General features: G+C 53.6%; 16 protein-coding genes and 2 pseudogenes. 10 read left to right on the top strand and 8 right to left on the bottom strand.

The features are described 5' to 3' along the window. Nucleotide 1: 1 nt before the first annotated feature. A complete protein-coding gene (locus tag AB9F27_RS20935; RefSeq protein ID WP_369758110.1) occupies nucleotides 2-709 on the bottom strand; it encodes an IS6 family transposase in 708 nt (235 codons plus the stop codon). A gap of 458 nt (nucleotides 710-1,167) precedes the next feature. Here AB9F27_RS20935 and AB9F27_RS20930 point away from each other — a divergent pair, with 458 nt between their 5' ends. Continuing rightward, nucleotides 1,168-1,776: an exopolysaccharide biosynthesis protein gene (locus tag AB9F27_RS20930; protein WP_369758109.1), complete on the top strand. Its 609-nt coding sequence runs from the start codon at nucleotides 1,168-1,170 to the stop codon at nucleotides 1,774-1,776. A gap of 397 nt (nucleotides 1,777-2,173) precedes the next feature. Here AB9F27_RS20930 and cls read toward each other — a convergent pair whose 3' ends face one another. Next, the gene (gene cls / locus AB9F27_RS20925; RefSeq protein WP_369758108.1) at nucleotides 2,174-3,604 is read right to left on the bottom strand and encodes a cardiolipin synthase; all 1,431 of its coding nucleotides are present in this window, start codon (nucleotides 3,602-3,604) and stop codon (nucleotides 2,174-2,176) included. Nucleotides 3,605-3,690: 86 nt separating this feature from the next. Beyond that, entirely contained in the window at nucleotides 3,691-4,194 is a 504-nt protein-coding gene (locus AB9F27_RS20920) for a DUF1269 domain-containing protein (protein WP_369758107.1), read from the bottom strand. Nucleotides 4,195-4,468: 274 nt separating this feature from the next. Between AB9F27_RS20920 and AB9F27_RS20915 the strand changes: the two genes are divergently transcribed. The 3 genes from AB9F27_RS20915 (at nucleotide 4,469) to AB9F27_RS20905 (ending at nucleotide 8,356) form a co-directional block, all read left to right on the top strand. Beyond that, a complete protein-coding gene (locus tag AB9F27_RS20915; RefSeq protein ID WP_369758106.1) occupies nucleotides 4,469-5,620 on the top strand; it encodes a hypothetical protein in 1,152 nt (383 codons plus the stop codon). 155 nt (nucleotides 5,621-5,775) lie between these two features. Further along, the gene (locus AB9F27_RS20910; protein ID WP_369758105.1) at nucleotides 5,776-6,303 is read left to right on the top strand and encodes an HdeD family acid-resistance protein; all 528 of its coding nucleotides are present in this window, start codon (nucleotides 5,776-5,778) and stop codon (nucleotides 6,301-6,303) included. A gap of 100 nt (nucleotides 6,304-6,403) precedes the next feature. Next, nucleotides 6,404-8,356, top strand: a complete 1,953-nt coding sequence (locus AB9F27_RS20905) for a mechanosensitive ion channel family protein (RefSeq protein ID WP_369758104.1) — start codon at nucleotides 6,404-6,406, stop codon at nucleotides 8,354-8,356. A gap of 63 nt (nucleotides 8,357-8,419) precedes the next feature. Here the strand turns inward: AB9F27_RS20905 and AB9F27_RS20900 are convergent. Beyond that, nucleotides 8,420-9,101: pseudogene (locus tag AB9F27_RS20900) on the bottom strand (IS6 family transposase). Nucleotides 9,102-9,224: 123 nt separating this feature from the next. Between AB9F27_RS20900 and AB9F27_RS20895 the strand changes: the two are divergent. Beyond that, entirely contained in the window at nucleotides 9,225-9,518 is a 294-nt protein-coding gene (locus tag AB9F27_RS20895; RefSeq protein ID WP_369758111.1) for an alpha/beta hydrolase, read from the top strand. Between the two features lie 103 nt (nucleotides 9,519-9,621). Here AB9F27_RS20895 and AB9F27_RS20890 read toward each other — a convergent pair whose 3' ends face one another. From AB9F27_RS20890 to AB9F27_RS20880, 3 genes are all read right to left on the bottom strand, one after another. Then, complete coding sequence (locus AB9F27_RS20890; RefSeq protein ID WP_369758103.1) at nucleotides 9,622-10,974, bottom strand: amidohydrolase family protein; 1,353 nt, start codon at nucleotides 10,972-10,974, stop codon at nucleotides 9,622-9,624. A 217-nt stretch (nucleotides 10,975-11,191) separates the two neighbouring features. After that, a complete protein-coding gene (locus AB9F27_RS20885; RefSeq protein WP_369758102.1) occupies nucleotides 11,192-12,511 on the bottom strand; it encodes a carbohydrate porin in 1,320 nt (439 codons plus the stop codon). Nucleotides 12,512-12,595: 84 nt separating this feature from the next. Next, nucleotides 12,596-12,937, bottom strand: coding sequence for a helix-turn-helix domain-containing protein (locus tag AB9F27_RS20880; RefSeq protein WP_369758101.1), 342 nt, complete (start codon nucleotides 12,935-12,937; stop codon nucleotides 12,596-12,598). A 164-nt stretch (nucleotides 12,938-13,101) separates the two neighbouring features. On the opposite strand from AB9F27_RS20880, the gene AB9F27_RS20875 reads away from it, so the two are divergent. Both AB9F27_RS20875 and AB9F27_RS20870 read left to right on the top strand, forming a co-directional pair. Then, on the top strand, nucleotides 13,102-14,112 hold the full coding sequence (locus AB9F27_RS20875) for a helix-turn-helix domain-containing protein (protein WP_369758100.1): 1,011 nt from the start codon (nucleotides 13,102-13,104) through the stop codon (nucleotides 14,110-14,112). Between the two features lie 458 nt (nucleotides 14,113-14,570). Further along, nucleotides 14,571-16,937, top strand: coding sequence for an arylsulfatase (locus AB9F27_RS20870; RefSeq protein WP_369758099.1), 2,367 nt, complete (start codon nucleotides 14,571-14,573; stop codon nucleotides 16,935-16,937). A 1,324-nt stretch (nucleotides 16,938-18,261) separates the two neighbouring features. Here AB9F27_RS20870 and AB9F27_RS20865 read toward each other — a convergent pair. Next, nucleotides 18,262-18,969 carry an IS6 family transposase gene (locus tag AB9F27_RS20865; protein WP_369758098.1) on the bottom strand — a complete coding sequence of 236 codons (708 nt, stop codon included), beginning with the start codon at nucleotides 18,967-18,969 and terminating at the stop codon, nucleotides 18,262-18,264. 59 nt (nucleotides 18,970-19,028) lie between these two features. Here AB9F27_RS20865 and AB9F27_RS20860 point away from each other — a divergent pair. The 3 genes and pseudogenes from AB9F27_RS20860 to cysK all read left to right on the top strand — a co-directional run. Further along, nucleotides 19,029-19,358, top strand: a pseudogene (locus AB9F27_RS20860) (transposase); the annotation flags it as partial. A gap of 196 nt (nucleotides 19,359-19,554) precedes the next feature. Then, nucleotides 19,555-20,427 (top strand): class I SAM-dependent methyltransferase, encoded by an 873-nt coding sequence (locus AB9F27_RS20855; protein WP_369758097.1) that lies wholly within the window; start codon nucleotides 19,555-19,557, stop codon nucleotides 20,425-20,427. A 246-nt stretch (nucleotides 20,428-20,673) separates the two neighbouring features. Next, nucleotides 20,674-21,750, top strand: coding sequence for a cysteine synthase A (cysK, locus tag AB9F27_RS20850; protein ID WP_369758096.1), 1,077 nt, complete (start codon nucleotides 20,674-20,676; stop codon nucleotides 21,748-21,750). Nucleotides 21,751-21,968 lie beyond the last annotated feature (218 nt).

Raw genomic sequence — 21,968 nt, 5'->3', positions numbered from 1 at the left:
TTTATGCCGCACAAAGACCGCGCCACTCTGTGAGCGCGGCAGTGCGATTGGCTTTGAAATGATCTCTTTGGGAAAGGCTGCGCTCCTGATTGAAGTGGTTGAAAACGGATGCATGAACGGAAACAAATTTCTGCAAACTTCGCATTCGGCGGAAGCGCTGCATGGCACGTTCTCGTCGTCGGAACGGCAAGTGTGAATTCTCAGCACGATTGTTTTTCCAGCGACCCGTTTCCTGTTTGCCCGCATTGCCAATGATCTTCATCGCCGCGCCGTAGGAACGCAGTTTATCGGTAACTAGCATCTCGGCTTTGCCATGACGGTTCATGGTTTTCCTGAGTAATTTCAATGCGGTCTTGCGATCCCGACGTTTCGTAACGTAGGATTCCAACACTTCGCCCTCGTGATCCACGGCGCGCCATAGATAGTGCAGTTCGCCGTTTATCTTCACAAAAACCTCATCTAGGTGCCACTGCCAATTCGAATACATCCGCAGTTGCTGAACCCGTTTCCGACGAATTTCTGAAGCAAACAATGGGCCAAACCGGTTCCACCAAAATCGGACCGTCTCATGGCTGACGTCGATCCCTCGTTCGTGGAGTAAATCCTCTACGTTTCGAAGTGAGAGAGGAAATCGGACATAGAGCATCACCGCTAGGCGAATAATCTCAGGACTGGTTTTGAAGTAGCGAAAAGGAGAGCGTTTTGTCATACTCCGAAGCTACGAAACGATCCTACTCTTCACAACAGGGTTTCTTCTGACACCACCCTCCGCATCAGCTTTCTTCTGCGCCCGTCGTTTGTCCTGCCGAAATATTGTCTCAAATTTTGAAGCTGGCCAACGGTTATCTGCTAACAAATCATTAAGAAGTTCAGTTAAATCGTAAGCATTGATTCCGCGCGCAACCTTCTTGCAAGCTCATTACGAAGGCTGCGCACCAAAAGTGAACCTAGTTGCGACCCGTAGAAACGCGCTTATCTTCAGAGCGTTAGACATTTTGAAGAAATATGGACTCCCTAGACAATAGGTGTCTCTGGAATAGCACACACTTTACATGGTAAGAATGGAAGCAGAAGATGATACAAATATGAGGGATTCACCTTTGGACCCCGACTGCAAAGATTATCACTTACTGATGCCAAATACTGGCTGAACTAGAGACCGAAGATTTGGAAGATGTCCCACCATCCGAAGCGCAGAAAACAGGTTTTGCAGCGCTCATCCAAGAGTTGGATAAACAAAGCCAATTGATCGGATATGTGACGCTGGGTGAGACGATCGACCGGGCGAGCACACGCATGCATGGGGTTGCAATCTTTTTGATGGCGCTGCCTGAATGCATTCCTTTGCCCATACCCAGTTTCGGGGCGATTTTGGGCGTACCTCTCATCGCTGTATCCGCGCATTTGGCGATTTACGGTGAACGGGGCGACCTGCCAGCGAGTGCCCGCAATATCAAAATTCCGCATGAGGTGATCGCCGTGATGTCGCGCTATATGATCCGGCCGCTTCGCTCGGTCGAACGCGTGAGCCGAAACCGCCTGTCAGTACTGGGACGCCGTGAAAGGATCATCGGGGCCTTGTGCCTATTCATGTCGCTTGTGTTGCTACTGCCGATCCCTTTAATTAATGTTCCGCCCGCTGTTGCTCTCGCCTGCCTGTCATGGGGGCTTGTGCAGCGCGACGGGCTTTTCATCAGTCTGGGGATCGTCTTTTCAGCGGCCGTCGTACTGATCCTTTTTTCCATAGCGGATCTATTCGCATCGCTTCTCCCATGACTCTTAAAAACGACCACTTGATAATCTTTGCGAGGCTGCATGCCTGCCCTTGGCAGGCTCCTTCGGGCGCCGTCATTGAGGCGGAATAGGTTAATGCCTGCCATATGTAATAAAGGTCAAAGGCGGATAATTTCTGGGTTAGTTTTTAAGTAGCGGAATGGAGAGCGTTTTGTCATGGCCCAAGGCTAGTTACTTGCCCTGCCCCACTCAAGTCAGTTTCCTCTGACAATACCAATCTGCCCTATTTGGACCCATAGGCGCTGACGTCAGATATTACCTATTCCGCAAAAAACATCCCCAAATGGCGATCATTTAGAGTGTTAAAAGCGCCTCCGAAGTCATGGAGAATTCCTAACCGTTCAAATGTTAGCCTTAAATTCTCAAGTGTTAGCCCGACTCAAAGAAGCGGGCCAACAATCGCCAGCGCATTGTTCCAAAGCCGTTTTGTCCATGGCCACGATTGGACCATCGCCAATATTACAGGCTCACTATCGGCGATATAATCGAACTGGCGGGTGCGCATATCCCCCGTGACTGTGGCGTCGTGCAAAAGAATATTGTTTTCATAATTCAAGTCAAAGCTGCGCTTATCCATATTCGCCGATCCGATCAACGTGACCACGCCATCCACCGTCATGGATTTCGTGTGCAGGATGCCCAGCTGGTACTCAAAAATCTTCACACCAGCAGTGAGAAGATCGTCGTAATAGGACCGGCTGGCGGCCCCAACCGCGAAGTCGTCGTTGCGCGCAGGAAAGATTATGGTCACGTCCACACCGCGATTTGCCGCCGCACATAGACCCGCTTGGATGGCCGCGTCGGGCACATAGTAAGGGGTTGTAATTACCAGTTCAGAGCGTGCGGCATACATCAGGCTTTCAAACATTTCGGGCATCGCGGAGTGGCGAATGGTTGGACCGCTGGCGACAACCTGTGCCATGAAGCCTGGCTCCTGAGGGCCAAGCGGCGCGCGCAGGATATAGCTAATATCTTCGTCATAATTCGCCATCCAGTCACTGGCAAAGAGATGCTGATTTTGGCGCACCACAGGCCCCTGAAATCGCATAACCGCATCCACCCACGGCGCGTATTTTGCTTTAGGGAGGAACGCGGGATCGGCACAATTCTGACTGCCACAATAGGTGATACGATTGTCGATAACGAGGATTTTGCGGTGATCTCTTAGATCAACCCGCCCGTCGAAAACCCGCACCAACGGGTTACCGATCTTAAGAGCTTGGGCCAGTTTGACACCCGCTGCCCCCATGTCTTTCCAATGTTCACTTTGGATTAAGGTGCGCGACCCCAGATCATCAACCATTACGCGGCAAACCACCCCTCGCGCCACCGCACGCTTCATGGCTTCGACCATTTTCAACCCATTATTATCGGGTAACCAGATGTAAAACATAAGATGCACATGGTCTGCGGCGGCATCGATATCTTCAACCATCGTGTCGATTGCCACGTCTGAATCTTGCATCAAGGCGGCCCGGTTCCCCCCAACAGGTGCGTAGTCCGTGATCGAACGCCCAACATTGAAAAGCTGCTCATACCTATCTGAGATCGGTTGCGGTGTTTCTATCTCATCCCACCCGGGAAGCGTTTCGGGTTCGGGTAAACTGTCGATAATTTTCGTTAAGCGGGCTATGCGTTTACGGCCAATACTCGTCTCGCCCACCAGAATATAGGCGATGACGCCCACAACGGGCAGCGCAAGGATCACGACGATCCAAGCCATTCGAGAGGCAGGGTCGCGATTTGGACGCAAGAGGACCCGCACAATGCACGCCACGACGATAAAAAATCCCAGAACAACTAGTAGCATATAACCCGCCCTTTAAGGGTGGCCCGCGATGTGTATCGCGCGCCACACGTGAATTTTCATGTCTCCAGCAAAAAGCTGGAGCAGCGTCAGGACGCCGCCTTCAGCGCCTTGCGGAGCGCTTTGATATCTTTTTCGGTCAAATCGCTCTTGATGATTGTACCGCCAAGAGGCTCCACTGCAGAAGTGAAATCGGCCAGCGATGGTTTTTCTCCGACAAGAATGAGTGCAGAACTGTCTTTGACCAAGGCTGCGGCAAGATCGTCAAGCCTAGGATCGTCAAAGGTGATTTCATTCGCCGCGCCGCCCATGGCCCCCAAGGAACCACCAATTGCGGCCCCAGCCATTGCGCCGCCCGGACCAAACAAAAGGCCGATCAAGCCACCCGTCAAGAGCCCCCAGCCACCGCCAACAGTGATGTCAGAGTCATCCTGCGCCCAAGTACTATGAATGTGGGTGGCGCCAAGTTTGCCACGTGACACAACAGCCACATCATCGATCCAGACATAAGCGACCGAATAGTCTTCCAGAGTGGCAAGAGCCTTTTGAGCGGTTTTCTTACCGTCAAATGTAACTGCTATAAATCCATACATATTTGTTCTCCAGTTATGTGTTTCTAAAGTGGCAAGGCCCCTGCACGCTTTCTTTTGCGTCACGGGATCAACCACACACCTATCCTAGCGTTTGAGACGGGTGCAGTTCTGGTCTTTTCGCGCCAGCGAGTGCGTTTTTTTCATTATTCCATCCGCGCATTTTTTGCGTGATATAAAACATAACTGTATGGGAATAATGTAAAAAAATTCATCGATATGATTTGAACGTTTTTTTTGGGGGGGGCCGAAAACGATAAATTACCTCTGCGACATAGTGATCCTGCGAGGGGTCGGTGGTGGCGCTTTTTGGGGGGCGTCCCCAGTTCAAACCCGCGCCAATCTGGCCGTGTCCGTCAAAGAGGGTGTATCCGGTGCCCATGCTGAAACTGCGCTAAAGCAGAGCGCCGCCGCCCATGGCATATCCCGCTCGAAAAAACGGCGTCCGGCGCGCGGCCAATGTTGGGTTACCGGAATTCGCAACGCCCCAGCTGTGGGCGTGCCCTCCCAAGAGGTGACGGACTGGCAACGTTTGGCAGGAGAATCCAGTCGCGCAATTTTCATTCATGGACGCTTTTCAAGTCAGAAATCGCCGACCACGGGGATCCTCGGGTTTGAAGAGTTCCTCTCCAATTCGATGCTCTATGGCGGCGACCTGATGATGAAGCACATGCACCAGCAAGCCCTCTCAGAGAGTGGTGGTGCCCGGCAAATGATCGATGACGCACGCGCACGCGGTGTCTCGGTCGTCGGAGAAACCTACCTTTACAACTTTGGCGCCATGATTGTCGGGGCGGATTATCTCGTGCCCGACAATTACGGGCCAAACATGGGGCGCGACTACAAGTACATCATCGAAACCGCCACGCTTAACCCGCACAATAAAGACCGCTATGACGACTTGGTCAAAACCGCTCCGGGGACGTCCGTCATGCTTTATGGCGCAACGGAAGAAGACATGGAAAAAGCCCTCGCGCATCCAAGCTCTACTGTTGGAAGAGATTCGTTCCCGATGACCGTCACCGCCTCAGGCAAGATGGCCCGGGATTGGATTCTTGCCTATGAAGACATCCAAGGGCACACCCGCACCGCAGGCACCCACTCCATCGTTTTGCGCATGGTGCGCGAACAGAACCTGACGCCGCTCATGACCGCGATTTCCATAATGACCTATCTCCCTGCCCCCTTCCTAAAGGAAAACGGTGTGGACCAGATGGCCTTCAAGGGCAGGCTTCAGGTTGGTACAGACGCCGATATCACGATCTTGGATCCGGCAACCGTTCGGGACAACTCGACCCTCCAGAACGACGGCTTGCCCGCAACGGGGATTCCCTATGTCATCGTGAACGGAACGATCGTCGTGAAAGACTCCGAAGTTCTGGAAGGCGTCTTCCCTGTAAAACCTGTGCGCCTCCCCGTCAAAAATTAATACAACAGGGGCCGGTTATCCTTTGCGATATCGGCCCCAAAGCCGTACAAAGGCGTAGGGCCCTCGCTTCCTACTTTACGTTCAACGACACAACACGCTGGTGACACTCCAAACGCGTTCACCTCGCTCCGACCACAGTATAAATAGGATCCTTCATGAAAGACTCTCTTAAATTCTTCCTCCTTGGCCTCCTAACATTCGTGTTTGGCGGGACCGTTTTGGCAAACGCGACAGCCGCGTCGATGGCTGTTGTGACCCTCACTGGCATTCTCTTGCTTCTCGCGGGCGTCTTTCAAATTGCCCTGGGGTTCTGGGCGCAAGGGACCGGCAGTAAGGCCTTTTCGTGGGGTCTTGGCGCTCTAACTTTGTTTCTCGGCTGGTCGTTTCTTGAAAACCCACTTGAGGGCGTGGTTTCCCTTACGACGATTTTGTTGATCCTGTTTGCGGCGGCAGGCCTCCTCCAAATCATGTTTGCCATGCGCGTGAAGGGTACGCCCTTCTTCTGGGGATTGCTCCTATCCGGTGCTTTATCTTTGATTCTCGCCCTCGTTCTTTTGTCGTCTTCAGAAGCGTCCATGACCCTGCTCGGCATTCTCTTGGGCTTCCAGCTTTTGTCCGGCGGCGCCAGCCTGTTCATGATCGGAATGACCTTGCGAAAATCTGAAGTATCCTCCGCACAGTAGACCTTGGATTTGGCAAACGGGTTCTGCTTGGAGTTTTTGCGCCCCCCCTCTAGGAGCGTTCAGAACAAGAAGCAGACCCTAACAATGAAGGCCCCTTTCAATGAAAGTATCAAGACCGCTCCAACAGCTTGTTTTTCTGTGGGCATCCTTCCTCGCTCCTACAGTTTCAGGCGCTCAGGAAGCCGCCGAAAACGTAACCAATTTGGAGCAGTCGCTTGAGTCGAGCACCCTTAAGGCGACGGATGGTTTGGCCGACTGGCTTGTTGATTTGTTCAAAGGACTCCCAAGGTTTAGCGATTTGTCTTCTTCACTTTCCTCGGTGGATTGGAGTTCATTCTGGCATGCGTTGACAACTATTATCCTGCTCCTCGGGTTATTTGTCGCGTTCTTTCTTTTGCTTGTCAAAGTGTTGACAAACGGGCGTAAAAAGAGCGAGAGCACGGCCCAGACACCCCCCATCATCGCTCTTCTTGGCCTTTTGGGCGCCCTCCTTGGCATCTTTGGTTTCTTGTTCCTTTTCCCGCTGGACGCCGACTTGCAAAAGCTTGCTCAAGCCTCAATGAGCATCATTGCTCTTGTGATATTCCTGCGCGCCCTTTTGAAATCATGGCTAGGGCTTCGTGGAACGCCCCCTCCCCCTCAAGCCTTGCTGAATTTTTTCCGCCATAGCACCCAAATATGGTTTGGCGTTGCGGCCTTCGGAATTCTCTTGCCGATGATTTTTAACTTCAGCGCGGCCCCCCTGACAGCTGCGATGCTGTCTCAGGTGACCGGCCTCGTGGGAACGGTGCTTTTGAGTTGGCAAATCTGGATAGCCCGCTGGGATGTGGCGGATTGTCTGGCCTTTTCAACCGACAAAAAGCTCCATCACCTGTTTCCAAAGGGATATCGCGGAATGCTTGCACATTTTTGGTACTTGCCCGCCCTTTTGGTCACCGGCAGCCTCATGCTCACCGCGACCGGTTTCATACGGCATGGTCTGGAAGCATTGGGTATTGCGTGCCTCAATACCTTCGCGCTGGTTGCTCTCATTTATGGGAGTGGTCACCTGCTTGGCCCCTTGATGAAAAGCGGGGGCGTGCGCTCGGACGCTATACGCAAAAACTTCCCCCGCCTCGAGGAACGCCTTTCTCTGGCTGCGCATTTAATACGCTTCGGGTTTCGGATTCTCTTGATGGGTCTTTTGGTTTTGGGGCTCTTTGATATCTGGACAAGTTTTGAATTACTTGCGTGGTTGGACTCCCCTAGTGGGGGACACGCAATAACGCGCACCGCCGCGATCTCGATTATTTTGGGAGCGGGTCTTCTTGTGTGGCTGATGATCTCGACTTTGTTCGAAGCCCAGTTCCAAAAGAACCTTACAACCCCACCGGGGCCCTATCGCAAGGCCCTTTTTGCTGTGCTCAACCTCATCCTCATTGTGGTTTTGGGTGTGATGTCGGCAATTCTTATCTTGGGCGAACTGGGTGTCAACACGACCCCGATCATAACGACCCTAGGCGTAGGGGGAATCGTGGCGGGATGGGGCTTTCAACACATGTTGATGGGGATCATCGCCGGATTTGCCATCCATAAATCAAAGGTACTGAGAAAAGGGGATTTCATCTCGGCTGGGGGCGTGAGCGGCGTCATTGAAGACATTACCCTTACCAAAGTTGGGTTGCGCGATATGGATGGAACATACCATTTCGTTCCCTATTCTGCGATGGCTAAAGTCTCCAACATGACTCGTGATTTTGGCGTGCACTTGCTCAATTTCTCTCTGGCGCGTATCGACCAACTTGATCAAACCCGCACCTTGGCAAATGAGGCGTTTCTGGCCCTCAAAGCCACCCCAATTGGGATGCAAATCGAGGGAGACCTGACACTTGACGGTGTTATCGGTTTCTCGGACGAGCGCATAACAATCCGTATGAGAATTCACACGCAAGCGGGATCACAATGGGCAGTCGGCCAAGCCTTTGATGAACTGCTTTTCCGCAAGCTTACTGATGCGGGCATTCGCCTAAGCTCTGAGAAGCTGCACGTTGAGGTGGCTGGCGAAAAAAATTAACGTGAAGGCAGGTGCTGTCAGACGAATGCGAACCAGTCTCGACAAGGACAATGAAGCCGCCCTTTATGCCGCACCGAGTTGACGCCACTCTGCAAGAGCGACGGCGCGGTTAAGCTTGAAGTTTTCTCGGGAGTACAGATGTCTTTCCTGGTTGAAATGGTTGTGAACGGAGGCGTGGACGGAGACGAACTTTTGCAAGCTTCGCGTTCGTCGGAAGCGAAGCATTGCCCGTTCTCTTCGTCGAAATGGTAAGTGTGAATTCTCGGCGCGATTGTTCATCCAGCGACCTGTCTCCTGGCGATCTGCATTGCCGATGACCTTCATCGCGGCGCCGTAAGACCGCAGAAGATCAGTCACGATGACATGGGGTCGACCATATCGTTTCATTGATTTCCTGAGGAATTTCAGCGCCGCCTTGCGATCCCGATGCTTCGTAACGCAGGCTTCCAGCACCTCGCCCTCGTGATCCACGGCACGCCATAGATAGTGCACTTCGCTGTTTTTCTTCACAAAAACCCTCTCGGGCATGCAAGCATACCCTGCCGGGCAATGCATCACCCAAATGCCTTTGCCAATTCGAATGAGCACGCATCCGACTGACCCGTTTCCTTCGGATCTCCGCGGCGAACAACGGGCCGAACTGGTTCCACCAGAACCGCACGGTCTCATGGCTAATTTCAATACCGCGCTCATGCAGCAGATCCTCCACATTCCGGAGTGACAGAGGGTACCGAACGTGAAGCATCACCGACAGGCGGATGATCTGCGGGCTCGTCTTGAAGTACTTGAATGGGTCACGTTTTGCCTTCCGGAGACGCTAAGTGTGCCACTTGCACACTTCAACCGAGTTTTCTTCTGACAGTGCCCTCTGGCCGCCTCGAGGCGGATTGCCGGCGGGGTCAGCCGGGTCGGCAACGAAGATGTGGCCGATTTGGAAAAGCTGGGGGTGACCGTGATCAACCTGTCGGATGTGGCGGACGCGGGTGGCAGCCTGAACCACGACAAATTCGCCGCTTCGCCTGAGGTCGTTCAACTGATCGGTCAGCACATGCTTGAGGGCAATTCGCTGTCGGCGTCGTCTGGATCGACGGTATTGGGCAGTGCTCGGACCAATACCGTTTCCGCCTTTGGCGCAACAGTCACAAACGCAATCTCGGAATAGGCCATTCGAACAACGCAACGGTATGGCTGGCGCTGTGACCCTAAAAAAGAAGTGGAGCCAATCGCACATGACTGGCTCCACAATTGTGCGTCTGTGTCAGATGTCAGAGATCGTTCTTGTAGACGGTTCCATCTTTCATGATCAGCTTGAGATTGTTCTCATAATCCCCGACGATCGCAATATCTTCGAGAGGATTCTTGCTGTAAATCAACACATCGGCCATCGCGCCTTCCTCGATCACACCCAGCTTGCCATAAGGATTACGCTTGCCGGACATGGCCACGATCTTGCCGCCGTTGCCGGTCGCCTGGATCATGATCTCGGGAGAACTGTAGAAGTCCTTGCGCAGTCCCAGATCTTCGAGTTCGTTCATCCGGCCTTCCGCACTGAACAGAAGATCGGTGCCCCAGCCCATCAGCACGTCATATTTCTTCGCCCACTTCATCACATTGCTGGTGCCCTCCATCGCCTCCTGTAGTTTTTCCTTTCGAACCGGGTCCGTATAGATGGGTTTCAACTGCGCCAGCACTTCGAGTGAGACCACAAACACGGCACCCTTGTCGGCAATCAGTTTCACGGCCTCTTCGTTCAGGACCGATCCATGTTCGATGGACAACACACCATTGTTCAAGGCCCGAACGACCCCAGCGGAATCATGTCCATGGGCCATGACATAAGTGCCATAATCCGAGGCTGCTTTGACCGCAGCCTGAATTTCCTCGTCGGTGAATTCCATGACGTACAGCGGATCGGTAAAGGAGGACACGCCACCGGTTACGGCTATCTTGATCTGCGTCGCGCCCAGGAACAATTGTTGGCGGGCCGCCGCCAGCACCTGATCGTGTCCGTTAGCGAGGATCATGTTGCCGTCGCTCTCGCCGGCACCACTTGGACCGCCCCATTCTTTGGGCAGTTGCGTTGCCACAGCTGGCCTGAGATCGCCGTGGCCCGAGTATTGCGAGATCAGCGCGCCCGAAGGATAGAGCCGCGGCCCCGGGATCACGCCGGTGTCGATCGCCTTTTTCAGCCCGAACACGTTTCCTGCGGCATCGCGCACCGTGGTGACGCCCCGCATCAACTGCTCGCCAGCTTCTTTTGCGGAATGGAACGCAACATAGGCCTGATCACCAAAGTACTCCTGCATGGTCGTCCCCATGCCCATGTGCCAGTGAGTGTCAATCAAACCGGGCGTCAGGTATCCGCCCTTGCCGTCGATGACAGTGTCGTAGCCGGACGCATCGCCACCGGTGTCGACCAGCTTGGAAACCGTGTTGCCGCTCAGAGCGAGGTCCTTGCCGGTGATCAGTGCCTCGTTTGTTCCGTCAAAGATGCTGACATTGGTGATAAGCACCGTCGGCGGCGGTGTGGTCGCTGTCTGCGCCAGGCCCGGTCCGGCCAGCGCAGCCATGAAGGCGGCTGCTGTCAGACCAAGGTATTTGCGTCGATTCAGTTTCATGTTCATGCCCTTTCAATTCAGTTGAGGTAACCCTTCGGGGATCCCAGCATCAGTGCGACTGGCCGCACAACGGCCTTTCCCACTGAAATAGAAGCAACCGGACTCTCCATGACACTGATGATATCTGCGGACGCGATGCCGGTTTGGTCACTTCACGCCAATATGAGAACAAAGACCTGTGGCGAAGTCCGCTGTGGCAGCCTTCGGCTTCGGCCGATCAGAACGTGACCCTCGCCCGCAAACTGACCACGGCAACGGTGCCTTGGGTCGGATCGTAGGTGGGGTTGGTGATCAGTTGCAGGCTGGGCGTGATCTGCAGATTGGAAAATGGCTGGTAACGATAGAACAACTCGGTGGAGACCTGATCTGGCGGGTTTGTCAGCGTGGCGCTTTTGGGGGCGCGGCCCCAGTTCAGACCCACAGCAACAAGATCGCGCCCACTGAACAGGTCGTACCCCGTCCCGATACTGACAGATCGGTCCACAAAGGTGCCGCCACCGTCCGAGTATCCGGCTTTGAAGAATGGCGACCAACCGCTGTCAAATTTCGTGTTGGCAGAAAACGCAACGCCCCAGCCGCCAGCGATGCCGGCAGCACTCCGATCGTCGACTTGCCATGCCGTCAGCTGGACATTTTTGTCAAATCGGGAGGCCCAGGACCCGAACCACCCTACCGCGACGTGTTTGAAAGTCTCGCCGGTATCAAACAGGTTTTGAGTCGCCCCCACCGGGTCGTCCGGCATACCGTTGGCATCAGCAATGCCTGCAAGCCCGAAGTAATTCCCGCCAAAACGCACCCGAACAGCTGCACCCAGCCCTTGGTTCGGGGCTGGAATGGTAGGGTTTGTGCTGAACGCGAGGTTGTTGAAATCCGTCCACGGATTTCCCAGTGCGAAAACATCTACATAGTCGGTTGTGTCAACGATACCCGCCACAAAGGATACGGTATTGTTGTTAAATGCTTGCTGCCAATATAGGTTTGTCAGAAGCCATCCAGCATCACTGTAACCTACGGCTGTGAGCCCCGCATATCCCAATGCCGGACCCAATCCCTGCGGCGCGATCGTTCCACCGATCTTGCTGCGGTTTTCGATTTTGAAAACCAATGCGCCCGAATCTGGCGTGCCCCGCCCTGTAGCGGTCCATGTGCCGTAAAAGCGCAATACGCTACCCGTTGCGTCACGCGCGCCGGGGCTACTGTTGGCATGCTGGGTCAGCAGGTTGATATCGCCGCCAAAGGAAAGGCCGCTTTCGGCAAGAAGGCGGTCCTTGTAATTGTAGTAATCCTTCGACGCGTCGGTAAACATCGGTTCGGCCTGCCTCGCCCTGTCGGCCGCGATCTGTGCCGTGACACTGCTCTTTCCGCCGAATCCGGTTCCGGTTTGGGACGCTTCGGCCGTGCTCGGCGCAGGGTCCGCCCATGATACGCTTGGACAAACCAGTGTTATCGCGACCAATGCAACCGAAATTCCTGTTTGCCTCTGGAGCCCGAATCCAAGCTTCTCCGCCTTCCTGTTCAGATTTTCACGCTTAGCCATCCCTCTTCTCCTCTCGGTTAATCAAAGCCGTGCCCGAAGAACCCTAACTTCACGCAAGTTCCGAAATCTATCCAGCCGCGCCGCCTAAGGGTCGCGTTTCAATCGACGCCATTGCAGCGGCGAGACGCCGGTCCAACGCCGGAATGCGCGGCCAAAGTTGCTGATGTCTGTGTAACCGACCCGATGTGCGATTGCGGAAACGCTAAACCGTGTCTCGCGGAGAAGGGAAAGCGCCAGATCGCATCGGATCTCGTCGAAAATCTGCGAGGACGACGCCCCTCTCATGTTCAGATAACGCTGAAGCGTACGGGGCGTCATTCCGAGCGACCGGGCCAGCGCTGCCAGGGATCGCTGCTGCTTCATCTCCAGCGCGCGGGCAATGTGTTTCACGCGGACTAGTTCGGGTTTATTCTTGACATAGATCAAAGGAATAACCTCCTCTTTTAGATAAACGTAATCTGAGACTATTCGATTGAGAATAAATTTTTGGTCGTTTCATGCCAACTCCGGACAAAGTTTGGTTCGAGGGGGGGGAACGACAACTGGGCGGTGGCAGACTGGAATGAAGACAGCTGCAAGGGAGGGAGAAGATGCAAAAAGTTCCGATCACCCGCGCTGCGCATGTTATCGATTTCTGTGAAATCTTAAGGCAAATAGGCACGCCGATCGAACGTGAGTTGGCGCGCGCCAATCTACCGATGTTGATAGAAGAGTTGCCCGACGAGTACGTGGCTAGCACACTTGCCGCTAAGTTTCTTTACCGATGTGCCAAGCTCGAAGGGATCGAAGATCTGGGCTGGCTTACGGCTGAGCGCTTCGATTCGTCGCATTTCGGCACGACGATGATCACCGCGCTCCAGACCGAAATTACCGTCAGGCGCCGACTCGAAGCACTGTTCGATCTGTGCCGCACCGAAGCGTCGCATATCAGCTACCACTACGGCGCGGTCGACGGATCGATTCAGATCATCAGCAACATGAATATGCCGAAAGGGACCCCCGCGCGGAACATGTCCGAATGGCTGCAGTTAGCACCCCTGATCGCTATCGTGCGCAGCCTCGCTGGCAAAAACTGGTGCCCCGAGCGCATCACCTTCGCGTCGAAATTTCATTTCTCCGACGCTGCGCAAACGGCGTTTAAGAACACCCGGATCGAAACCGGTGCATCGCACACTTCGATCTATATTTCGGTCAGGGACCTAGCAATCAGTACCCCCTTTAGGACGTCTGCGGTTGACGCGCCCAACGGTACACCAGCCGAGCTCGACGGGATCAGCATTTTGCGCAATATCATGCGGCCCTATCTGGGTGATGGCACTCTGACGCTGCCCCGTTTCGCAAAGATCATCGACGACAGCCCGCGCAGTTTGCAGCGGTACCTGACCCAGCGCCGAACGAACTATTCGAAGGTTCTCGAGTCCGCGCGCTTCGATGTGGTCACAAAGATGCTCGCGGACCCTGGGATCAGAATGATCGACATCGCAGGGAGCGTCGGCTACGACGATCAGGCAAACTTCGGCCGCAGTTTTCGTCGGCTGACGGGCATGAGCCCTGGCAAGTATCGGCGTGCGCTGCAGACCGGGATGATTGCGGCCGAGTAGCTGCCTTGTTGACCCAGCCCAAGGTCGGGATTTGCCCGGATCACACACCCCCATTGCATGCCCTGGGAGAGTGTCAGGCTGACCACCGATCTGCTTGACAGCCTCACACTCCGCTGCCACATCTTGGTGGAGAACGGCAGCCGGGAACGGACCCACGATCCGCCAATGGGTGGAAATACGGTCCTTGAGTGCCTTCGGCGTGTCGTCGGTCTTCGCCGTTCCACCGCCTCGATCCCCTCGGAACCATTCCGATAATCTTCCATCTCTCCGTGAGATGCGGAAAAGGCGTCCACGAACCATGGGGCTATTCAAACGCCAACCGAAGTGAAAGCTAAAAATTTCACAGAAGAACCTGATTTGGCGTGATTTGACCAAAAAAGGCCCGCGCTTTGAGGTATACTGAAAGACCTCAAATCATGAATCGCGCGTTGTTCATTTGGTAAATAGGGAGAAGCTACATGATGAATTTTAACTCGAAACTCGGGGCTGTTCTTGGGGGGCTGGCGTTTGCCGGGTTCTCAGGAGCCCCCCTTGCGGCGCAGGAGTTTCTGCCAGACCGGACAGAGCTTCCGATCAAAGCGCCATGGAACCCACCAATCGTGACTTTGGATGCGCGGGATGCTAAAGCCCCTGAGGTGTTCGAAGTCAGAGCCCCGAAAGACGCGCCCAATGTCGTCGTCATCCTTCTGGATGATCTCGGATTTGGCGGCACTGGCGCAGCCGGCAGCGTTCTGCACACGCCTGAATTCGATGCGCTGGCGGCAGATGGGTTGCTGTACACTCAGTTCCATACGACCGCGCTGTGCTCGCCGACCCGTCAGGCGCTTAAGACTGGGCGCAACCACCATTCGGCCAACCAGGCCAAGATCGCCGAAGTTGCGACCTCGTTTCCCGGCGCGACCGGGATGCTGCCGGGCGATGTGGCTGGCATCGGCGAAATGCTGCGCCTGAACGGATACAGTACTGCGGCATTCGGAAAGTGGCATGAAACCGCTGTGTGGGAAATCAGCCCCTCCGGGCCGTTTGACCGTTGGCCGAACAATCAGGGCTTTGACGAGTTCTATGGCTTTTTGGGCGGCGAAACCAACCAGTTTGAACCAGCTGTCTATCACAATCAGAACAAGATCGAGACGCCAGAAGATCCCGACTATCACTTCATGAATGACATGGCGACAAAGTCCATCGAATGGATGCGGTTCCAGCAAGCGCTGACCCCAGACAAGCCGTTTTTTGTCTATTTTGCACCCGGAGCGGTTCACGCGCCCCACCACGTTCCGCAAAACTATATCGACAAGTATAAAGGCCAGTTCGACGAAGGTTGGGACGTGATCCGCGAGCGAATTTTTGAACAGCAAAAAACGCTAGGCGTAATTCCTGCCGATACAAATCTGGCGGCCAAGCCTGCCGACATCAAGGACTGGGCTGACCTGACCGCAGATGAACAGAAGTTGTTTGCACGTCAAGCCGAGGTTTTTGCCGCGTTCCTTGACATGACCGACTATGAAACCGGTCGCGTCATTCAGGCAATCGAGGATATGAGCGAACTCGATAACACCTTGATCCTCTACATCGCGGGCGACAACGGGACCAGCGCCGAGGGCGGTATGAACGGGCTCTATAATGAAATGAGCTATTTCAACGCTGAACCAGAAGGCAGCAGTCTCGAAACCATGCTGAAATACTATGACGACTGGGGCGGTCCAAGCACCTACCCGCATATGGCGGCAGGTTGGGCGGTTGCGTTTGATTCGCCGTTCACTTGGACCAAACAGGTTGCGTCGAACTACGGCGGCACTCGCAACGCGATGGCCGTGCATTGGCCCGATCGCATCGAGGCGAAAGGCGAGATGCGTACCCAGTGGCACCATGTGATCGACGTCGTTCCGACCATCCTGGAGGCCGCAGGCCTGCCAGAACCCCGGATCGTCAATGGCACACCGCAGCGTCCGATCGAGGGCACCAGCATGGTCTACAGTTGGGATGACGAACTGTCGCCCAGTCGTCACAACATCCAGTACTTCGAGATGTTCGGCAACCGTGGCATCTATTTCAACGGCTGGTTCGCGGGCACCGTGCACCTGAAGCCTTGGGGCAAGGTCGAAAACCGCTTCCCTGAGGATACATGGGAGTTGTACCACGTCGCTGAGGACTTCAGCATGTCTACTGACCTTGCGGACAAACACCCTAAGGTTCTGGCAGAAATGCAGAAGATGTTCCTTGCCGAGGCGGTGAAGTACAAGGTGTTACCGTTGGATGACCGCCGTGAGGAACTGTTCAATCCGAAATTGGCGGGTCGTCCCGACCTGATGTTCGGACGCACGGAACTGACGCTGTATGAAGGTATGCACGGTCTTCTGGAAAACGACTTCATCAACGTTAAGAACACGTCGGTTGAAATCGTGGCCGAAGTCGAAACCGGTGATGATCCAGCCAATGGCGTGATCGTCGCTCAGGGTGGCCGTTTTGGTGGCTGGAGCCTGTATGTGAAGGACGGCGTGCCGGCCTATGCGTATAATTACCTTGGGTTGCGTACCACGACCGCGACATCCTCTGAACCGCTGCCCAAGGGCAAGGCAACCGTCAAGATGGACTTTGCTTATGCGGGGGGTGACAAGCCCGGCGCGGGTGGCACCGTGACGTTGTATGTCAATGACAAGGCGGTTGCGACAGCTGAGCTGGACAAGACCGAATTCGCGATCTTCTCGGCGGACGAGACCGCAGGTGTCGGGCTCGATTCTGAAACATCCGTGACAGAGGTCTACAACCGCTCGACCAGCAAGTTTACTGGCAAAATCGACAAAGTGACGATTAAGGTCGGCGGCTGACCAGATCCCGGATTGGGGCAGCCGGATGTCCGGCTGCCCCAATCACCAGCGCTTTATGGACTTTTGGAGATCGCACTTCTTGGGGGGCGCAAGACGTTGCTGCAAAATCCAGTTATCGGCGTGAGCGCGAAGGAAGGTGGTGTCAGACCAATTCGAACCAGCCAGCTAACTGCCCAATGGCGACGTTGAATTTACTACTCACATTCGACACCTTGAAGCTCCTTAAATGTCCGCTCGTCGCCAGGGGAATTTTTAGCGCAAATCTTCGCAGTTTGTGCCTAGCATTCCTAGAACTTTAGGGACTTATAATTTCATTAATTGTGAGTGCAAGCCGATGCCGTATTTAGTGATTGGAAGATCTAGTCAATTCAGGGGGCGTTGCGAAAGAATGGATGCCCGTCAAACGCCTCACGTCATAAAACGTGTTCGAAGCGGGACTGGCATTGTATTTGGAACAATATTGAGCGTTTTCAATCTAATTGCAAAACGAAGGTCTAGAAATCAATAATGATTTAAGGTGCATATGTTACAACTCATTCATGAACATCCATTATCAGCAAACTAAACTTTGTCGCATCTCGCAGCGTAGGTTGGCTATGGGCCGTTTGTTACTTAATCTGCATCCTGCACATTTCGATTTTTGGGTGGAAACGGGCCCTTCACTCGACAATGCTCGATTTCCGATAGTTTATGGAGGCATCTGCATTGAACGATTTTGCTCCCTGTTACGCGCAATACTTTCCCTGCTCGCAAAATAAATTTCCCTGTTAACTTTTTTAGGGAAATCACCTGTAAGCCACTGTAAATGCGTCTATATTTTGGGTGAAACGCCCAAATTTTCTCTCATTTGCAGAAATTCCCTGTTTATTTCCCTGTTAGCAGGGAAATTCGGGCGAGACTGGCTCGCTCAGGACTGTCTCCACAGCCAAACACTTCTTCTCTTTTTGAACGTACGAAGTACCCGCCCTTTTGTAGCGTGTATTCAGCGACTTGCCTGTACGACATTCAAGGAGAGACGCTCTTCAGAGAGCAAACGTAGCCATCATATGGCCAATATCTCTCTTCGACATTTCCGCGGTGCGAGTTTGGGGTGAGTTTGTGTTGTGACAGGTTCTGGTGTTGACGTGTTTGCCGACAGGCTAAGTGAGCAAATCGTCTTGCTGGGCCCAGTCAGAAGGGAAGCCCTTCTTCAGAAGATAGTCTGTTGTAATGTGATGCAGCAGAGTTCCGTTAACAGCCTGACCGATTATGGTCGGCGAGAGAAACGCGAGGTGCTGTCAGACGAATTCGAACTCGTCTCAGCCAGGCCAGTACCCCTGCCCGTTTACGCCACACAAAGACCGCGCCACTCTGTGAGCGCGGCAGTGCGATTGGCTTTGAAATGATCTCTTTGGGAAATGCTACGCTCCTGATTGAAGTGGTTGAAAACGGATGCATGAACGGAAACAAATTTCTGCAAACTTCGCATTCGGCGGAAGCGCTGCATGGCACGTTCTCGTCGTCGGAACGGCAAGTGTGAATTCTCAGCGCGATTGTTCTTCCAGCGACCCGTTTCCTGTTTGCCCGCATTGCCAATGATCTTCATCGCCGCGCCGTAGGAACGCAGTTTATCGGTAACTAGCAACTCGGCTTTGCCATGACGGTTCATGGTTTTCCTGAGGAATTTCAATGCGGTCTTGCGATCCCGACGTTTCGTAACGTAGGATTCCAACACTTCGCCCTCGTGATCCACGGCGCGCCATAGATAGTGCAGTTCGCCGTTTATCTTCACAAAAACCTCATCTAGGTGCCACTGCCAATTCGAATACATCCGCAGTTGCTGAACCCGTTTCCGACGAATTTCTGAAGCAAACAATGGGCCAAACCGGTTCCACCAAAATCGGACCGTCTCATGGCTGACGTCGATCCCTCGTTCGTGGAGTAAATCCTCTACGTTTCGAAAGGATAGTGGGAACCGCACGTAAAGCATTACTGCAAGACGGATAATCTCGGGGCTTGTTTTGAAATAGCGAAAGGGAGAGCGTTTTTTCATATGCAAAGGGTTAATTCGTTGCTTTGCGCCGCTCAAGTCAGTTTCCTCTGACAGTGCCTTATCGGTCACTGACTTGGAATCACGGATTAGAGATGGCGGGGTACAAGACATTCACTTTGGCGACGGAGATCGATATCTTTTCATGCGACCCTCACAGCCCCTCTCATCGCTGCAAGCAGCGACTGCCGGGCAATGCATGGCAGCGCGGCTCAAATGAAAATACCAATCGCTCGCTGCGACAATACTTCCCAAAGGGCACGGATTTGGCGATACATAGTCAAGCAAAGTTGAGTGCTGTCGCAAGACCGCTTAACGAACGACCTCGAAAGTCGCTGGGATACGAAACACCCGCAGAGCGTTTCAATGCATGTGTTGCGTCGATCAGATGAGCCTGCCCCACTTAGCGGTCATCGGTGTCTTAATTATGCTGTATCAATGTCCGCTATGCAGGACCAAGCGAAACTTCTGCACCGGTTGCGTTCCTATGCAAGCCGCTGAGCGGAGTTACCTTGGCTAGGGTTTCGCGCGTGAATTAGGAATATCTACACATTTATGATACTCTGCTCACAAAGCGGGGGTTACAGCATGGCAAATGTTGACAGAGACGACACAGATTTTGTGAAGTTTTGGAACTCTGTCCTAGAGCCAAAATTTACAAAATATCGGCACATCCTCCAAGGTGGGCTGTCACGCCATTCCGCAGCAGTTATTCCAAACTTGCCCATTAAAGAAGGGATGTCCGTTCTTGATGTCGGGTGCGGATGGGGAGATATGTCGCTCCAATTAGCAGAGATTGTTGGGCCCAAGGGGCGGGTTCTTGGGATTGATTGCGTCGATGCATTTTTGGAAGACGCCAGAAAAGACGCTGCCGCAAAAAAACTATCGCACGCCGAGTTCTCTCGCGGGGATGCCGAAGTCGCCCTACCCGAGAATGAGTTCGATTTTGTTGTTGCGCGTTTTGGCACGATGTTCTTCACAAACCCGGTAGCAGCATTGCGGCGGATGCGTCTGGCGCTCAAGCCGGGGGGGCAGATGACACATATTGTCTGGCGTCGGCGCGAAGACAATCCGGCATGGCAGGAAGCGAAGGAAATCACCCTTCGGCATCTTCCGCCTCCGAGCGAAGAGGCAGATACCTGCGGACCTGGCCCTTTCTCAATGGGCAATCAGGAGACGACGGGACTAATGATGAAAAGCGCAGGTTTTGAAGACGTTACTTTTACCCGCGTGGACGAAAAGATCATGGTTGGAACAACACCAGAAGAATGCATTGCATTCGCTTTAGCTATTGGCCCAGGGGGCGAAGTCTTTCGCGAGGCCGGAGAGGCCCTCGCTGAGGACAAGCGTCCGGAGATCGAGAGCGAGATGCGTACCTTCTTTGAAAGCCAAGAACAGGACGCGAAGGGTATTTGGGCGCCCACGTCGTCATGGGTAATATCCGCACGCAATCCCGCCTGATCGCTATTTTTTTGCAATTGCCGAGTTGGCGGACGTGCGTGAGGTAGAAAGAGAAGACGCAGAGACCGTTCAGGGCTCAGACAGAGCCTTTGCTGCAAGATGCGCTCAAGTCCTTTTAGTGGCTCTGCGGACCTCTGTTGAACGATCAACACGGCAGAAGGCGACTTTGAGGCAGTAATATTTCAGTCAAAGTTGTGAAACGCGCCCTTTTTGTTTGGGCGGCAATAAGAGATTGAGGGACATTCAATGGGAATTCGAACAACTGAAGGACGTGGAACGGTTTATTCTTCGATCCTTGATACGATTGGCGACACACCGACTGTGCGCATCAACGACATCGCACCGGACCACGTTCAAGTTTACGTAAAACTTGAAGCTTTCAACCCAGCGGGGTCAGTCAAGGACCGTCTGGCGGTCAATATCATTGAAGCCGCAGAGCGCGATGGAAGACTGAAGCCTGGGCAAACTATCATTGAGGCAACCTCCGGAAATACGGGCATCGGTCTGGCGATGGTTTGCGCGGCAAAGGGATATCCTCTCGTTGTAACAATGGCAGACAGTTTTTCGGTCGAGAGACGACGATTGATGCGCTTTTTCGGAGCAAAGGTTGTGCTTACACCTCGTGCTTTGAAAGGGTTTGGTATGTATAGCAAAGCCAAAGAACTGGCCGAGGAAAATGGTTGGTTTCTGGCGAGCCAGTTTGAGACACCCGACAACGCCGACATACACGAGAGCACGACGGCCCGAGAAATACTTGCCGATTTTGACGGGCAGAGGTTGGATTATTGGGTGACTGGTTATGGCACCGGCGGCACAGTATCAGGCGTCGGGCGCGTTCTGCGGGAAAGCAGGCCAGACACCAAGATCATCCTCACCGAGCCCGCCAATTCGGCCATCGTGGCATCGGGATACGTCAACACCAGAAACGAAAATAATCAACCGACTGAAAGCCATCCGTCCTTCGAACCTCATCCGATTCAAGGCTGGACACCAGACTTCATCCCGTACGTCCTTCAAGAGGCACTGGACGGTTCTTACTACGACAAGCTAATTCCTGTGGCAGGTGCTGAAGGCATTTCATGGTCTAGGCGCCTCGCAGCCGAGGAAGGTATTTTTACCGGCATCTCAGGAGGATCGACTTTTGCCGTGGCAATGCAAATTGCCGCAACTGCAGCAAAAGGCACGACGCTCCTTGTTATGCTGCCCGATACGGGCGAGCGTTATCTTTCAACGCCTTTATTTGAGGGCATTCCGGAAGAAATGGATGACGAGGAAATAGCAATTTCTCAATCAACGCCAAGCGCCCAGATGCCAACGGATTAAAAGAGCCCAAAACCATTTGGAAATATCAAGAGGATCGTCCATTTCTAGGGTCGTTGCTGACCTTTGCTTCGGTCGGTGCCGATGGCGGCTATGCGGAGAGGCTGTGTGAAAACTCCCCCATTTTGATCCAGATGCTGCTATAATTTCCGTATTCGGTATGGAGGTTGTTCATGACGCATTTCATCGAAGGTTTAGACTGGCAGCGGACGATGTTACTG

This window comes from Falsihalocynthiibacter sp. CO-5D18, from assembly GCF_041205445.1.
Classification (GTDB): Bacteria; Pseudomonadota; Alphaproteobacteria; order Rhodobacterales; family Rhodobacteraceae; genus Falsihalocynthiibacter; species Falsihalocynthiibacter arcticus.
The sequence above is the reverse complement of the archived record's forward strand: the minus strand, read 5'-3'. Positions and strand labels throughout refer to the sequence as shown.

Bases quoted from the DNA above. Each gene is read 5' to 3' on its own strand.
- AB9F27_RS20905 (WP_369758104.1), top strand. From the start codon at position 6,404: ATGAAAGTATCAAGACCGCTCCAACAGCTTGTTTTTCTGTGGGCATCC.
- AB9F27_RS20875 (WP_369758100.1), top strand. From the start codon at position 13,102: ATGCAAAAAGTTCCGATCACCCGCGCTGCGCATGTTATCGATTTCTGT.
- AB9F27_RS20920 (WP_369758107.1), bottom strand. From the start codon at position 4,194: ATGTATGGATTTATAGCAGTTACATTTGACGGTAAGAAAACCGCTCAA.
- AB9F27_RS20865 (WP_369758098.1), bottom strand. From the start codon at position 18,969: ATGAAAAAACGCTCTCCCTTTCGCTATTTCAAAACAAGCCCCGAGATT.
- AB9F27_RS20935 (WP_369758110.1), bottom strand. From the start codon at position 709: ATGACAAAACGCTCTCCTTTTCGCTACTTCAAAACCAGTCCTGAGATT.
- AB9F27_RS20910 (WP_369758105.1), top strand. From the start codon at position 5,776: ATGAAAGACTCTCTTAAATTCTTCCTCCTTGGCCTCCTAACATTCGTG.
- cls (WP_369758108.1), bottom strand. From the start codon at position 3,604: ATGCTACTAGTTGTTCTGGGATTTTTTATCGTCGTGGCGTGCATTGTG.
- AB9F27_RS20855 (WP_369758097.1), top strand. From the start codon at position 19,555: ATGGCAAATGTTGACAGAGACGACACAGATTTTGTGAAGTTTTGGAAC.
- AB9F27_RS20890 (WP_369758103.1), bottom strand. From the start codon at position 10,974: ATGAAACTGAATCGACGCAAATACCTTGGTCTGACAGCAGCCGCCTTC.
- AB9F27_RS20885 (WP_369758102.1), bottom strand. From the start codon at position 12,511: ATGGCTAAGCGTGAAAATCTGAACAGGAAGGCGGAGAAGCTTGGATTC.
- cysK (WP_369758096.1), top strand. From the start codon at position 20,674: ATGGGAATTCGAACAACTGAAGGACGTGGAACGGTTTATTCTTCGATC.
- AB9F27_RS20870 (WP_369758099.1), top strand. From the start codon at position 14,571: ATGATGAATTTTAACTCGAAACTCGGGGCTGTTCTTGGGGGGCTGGCG.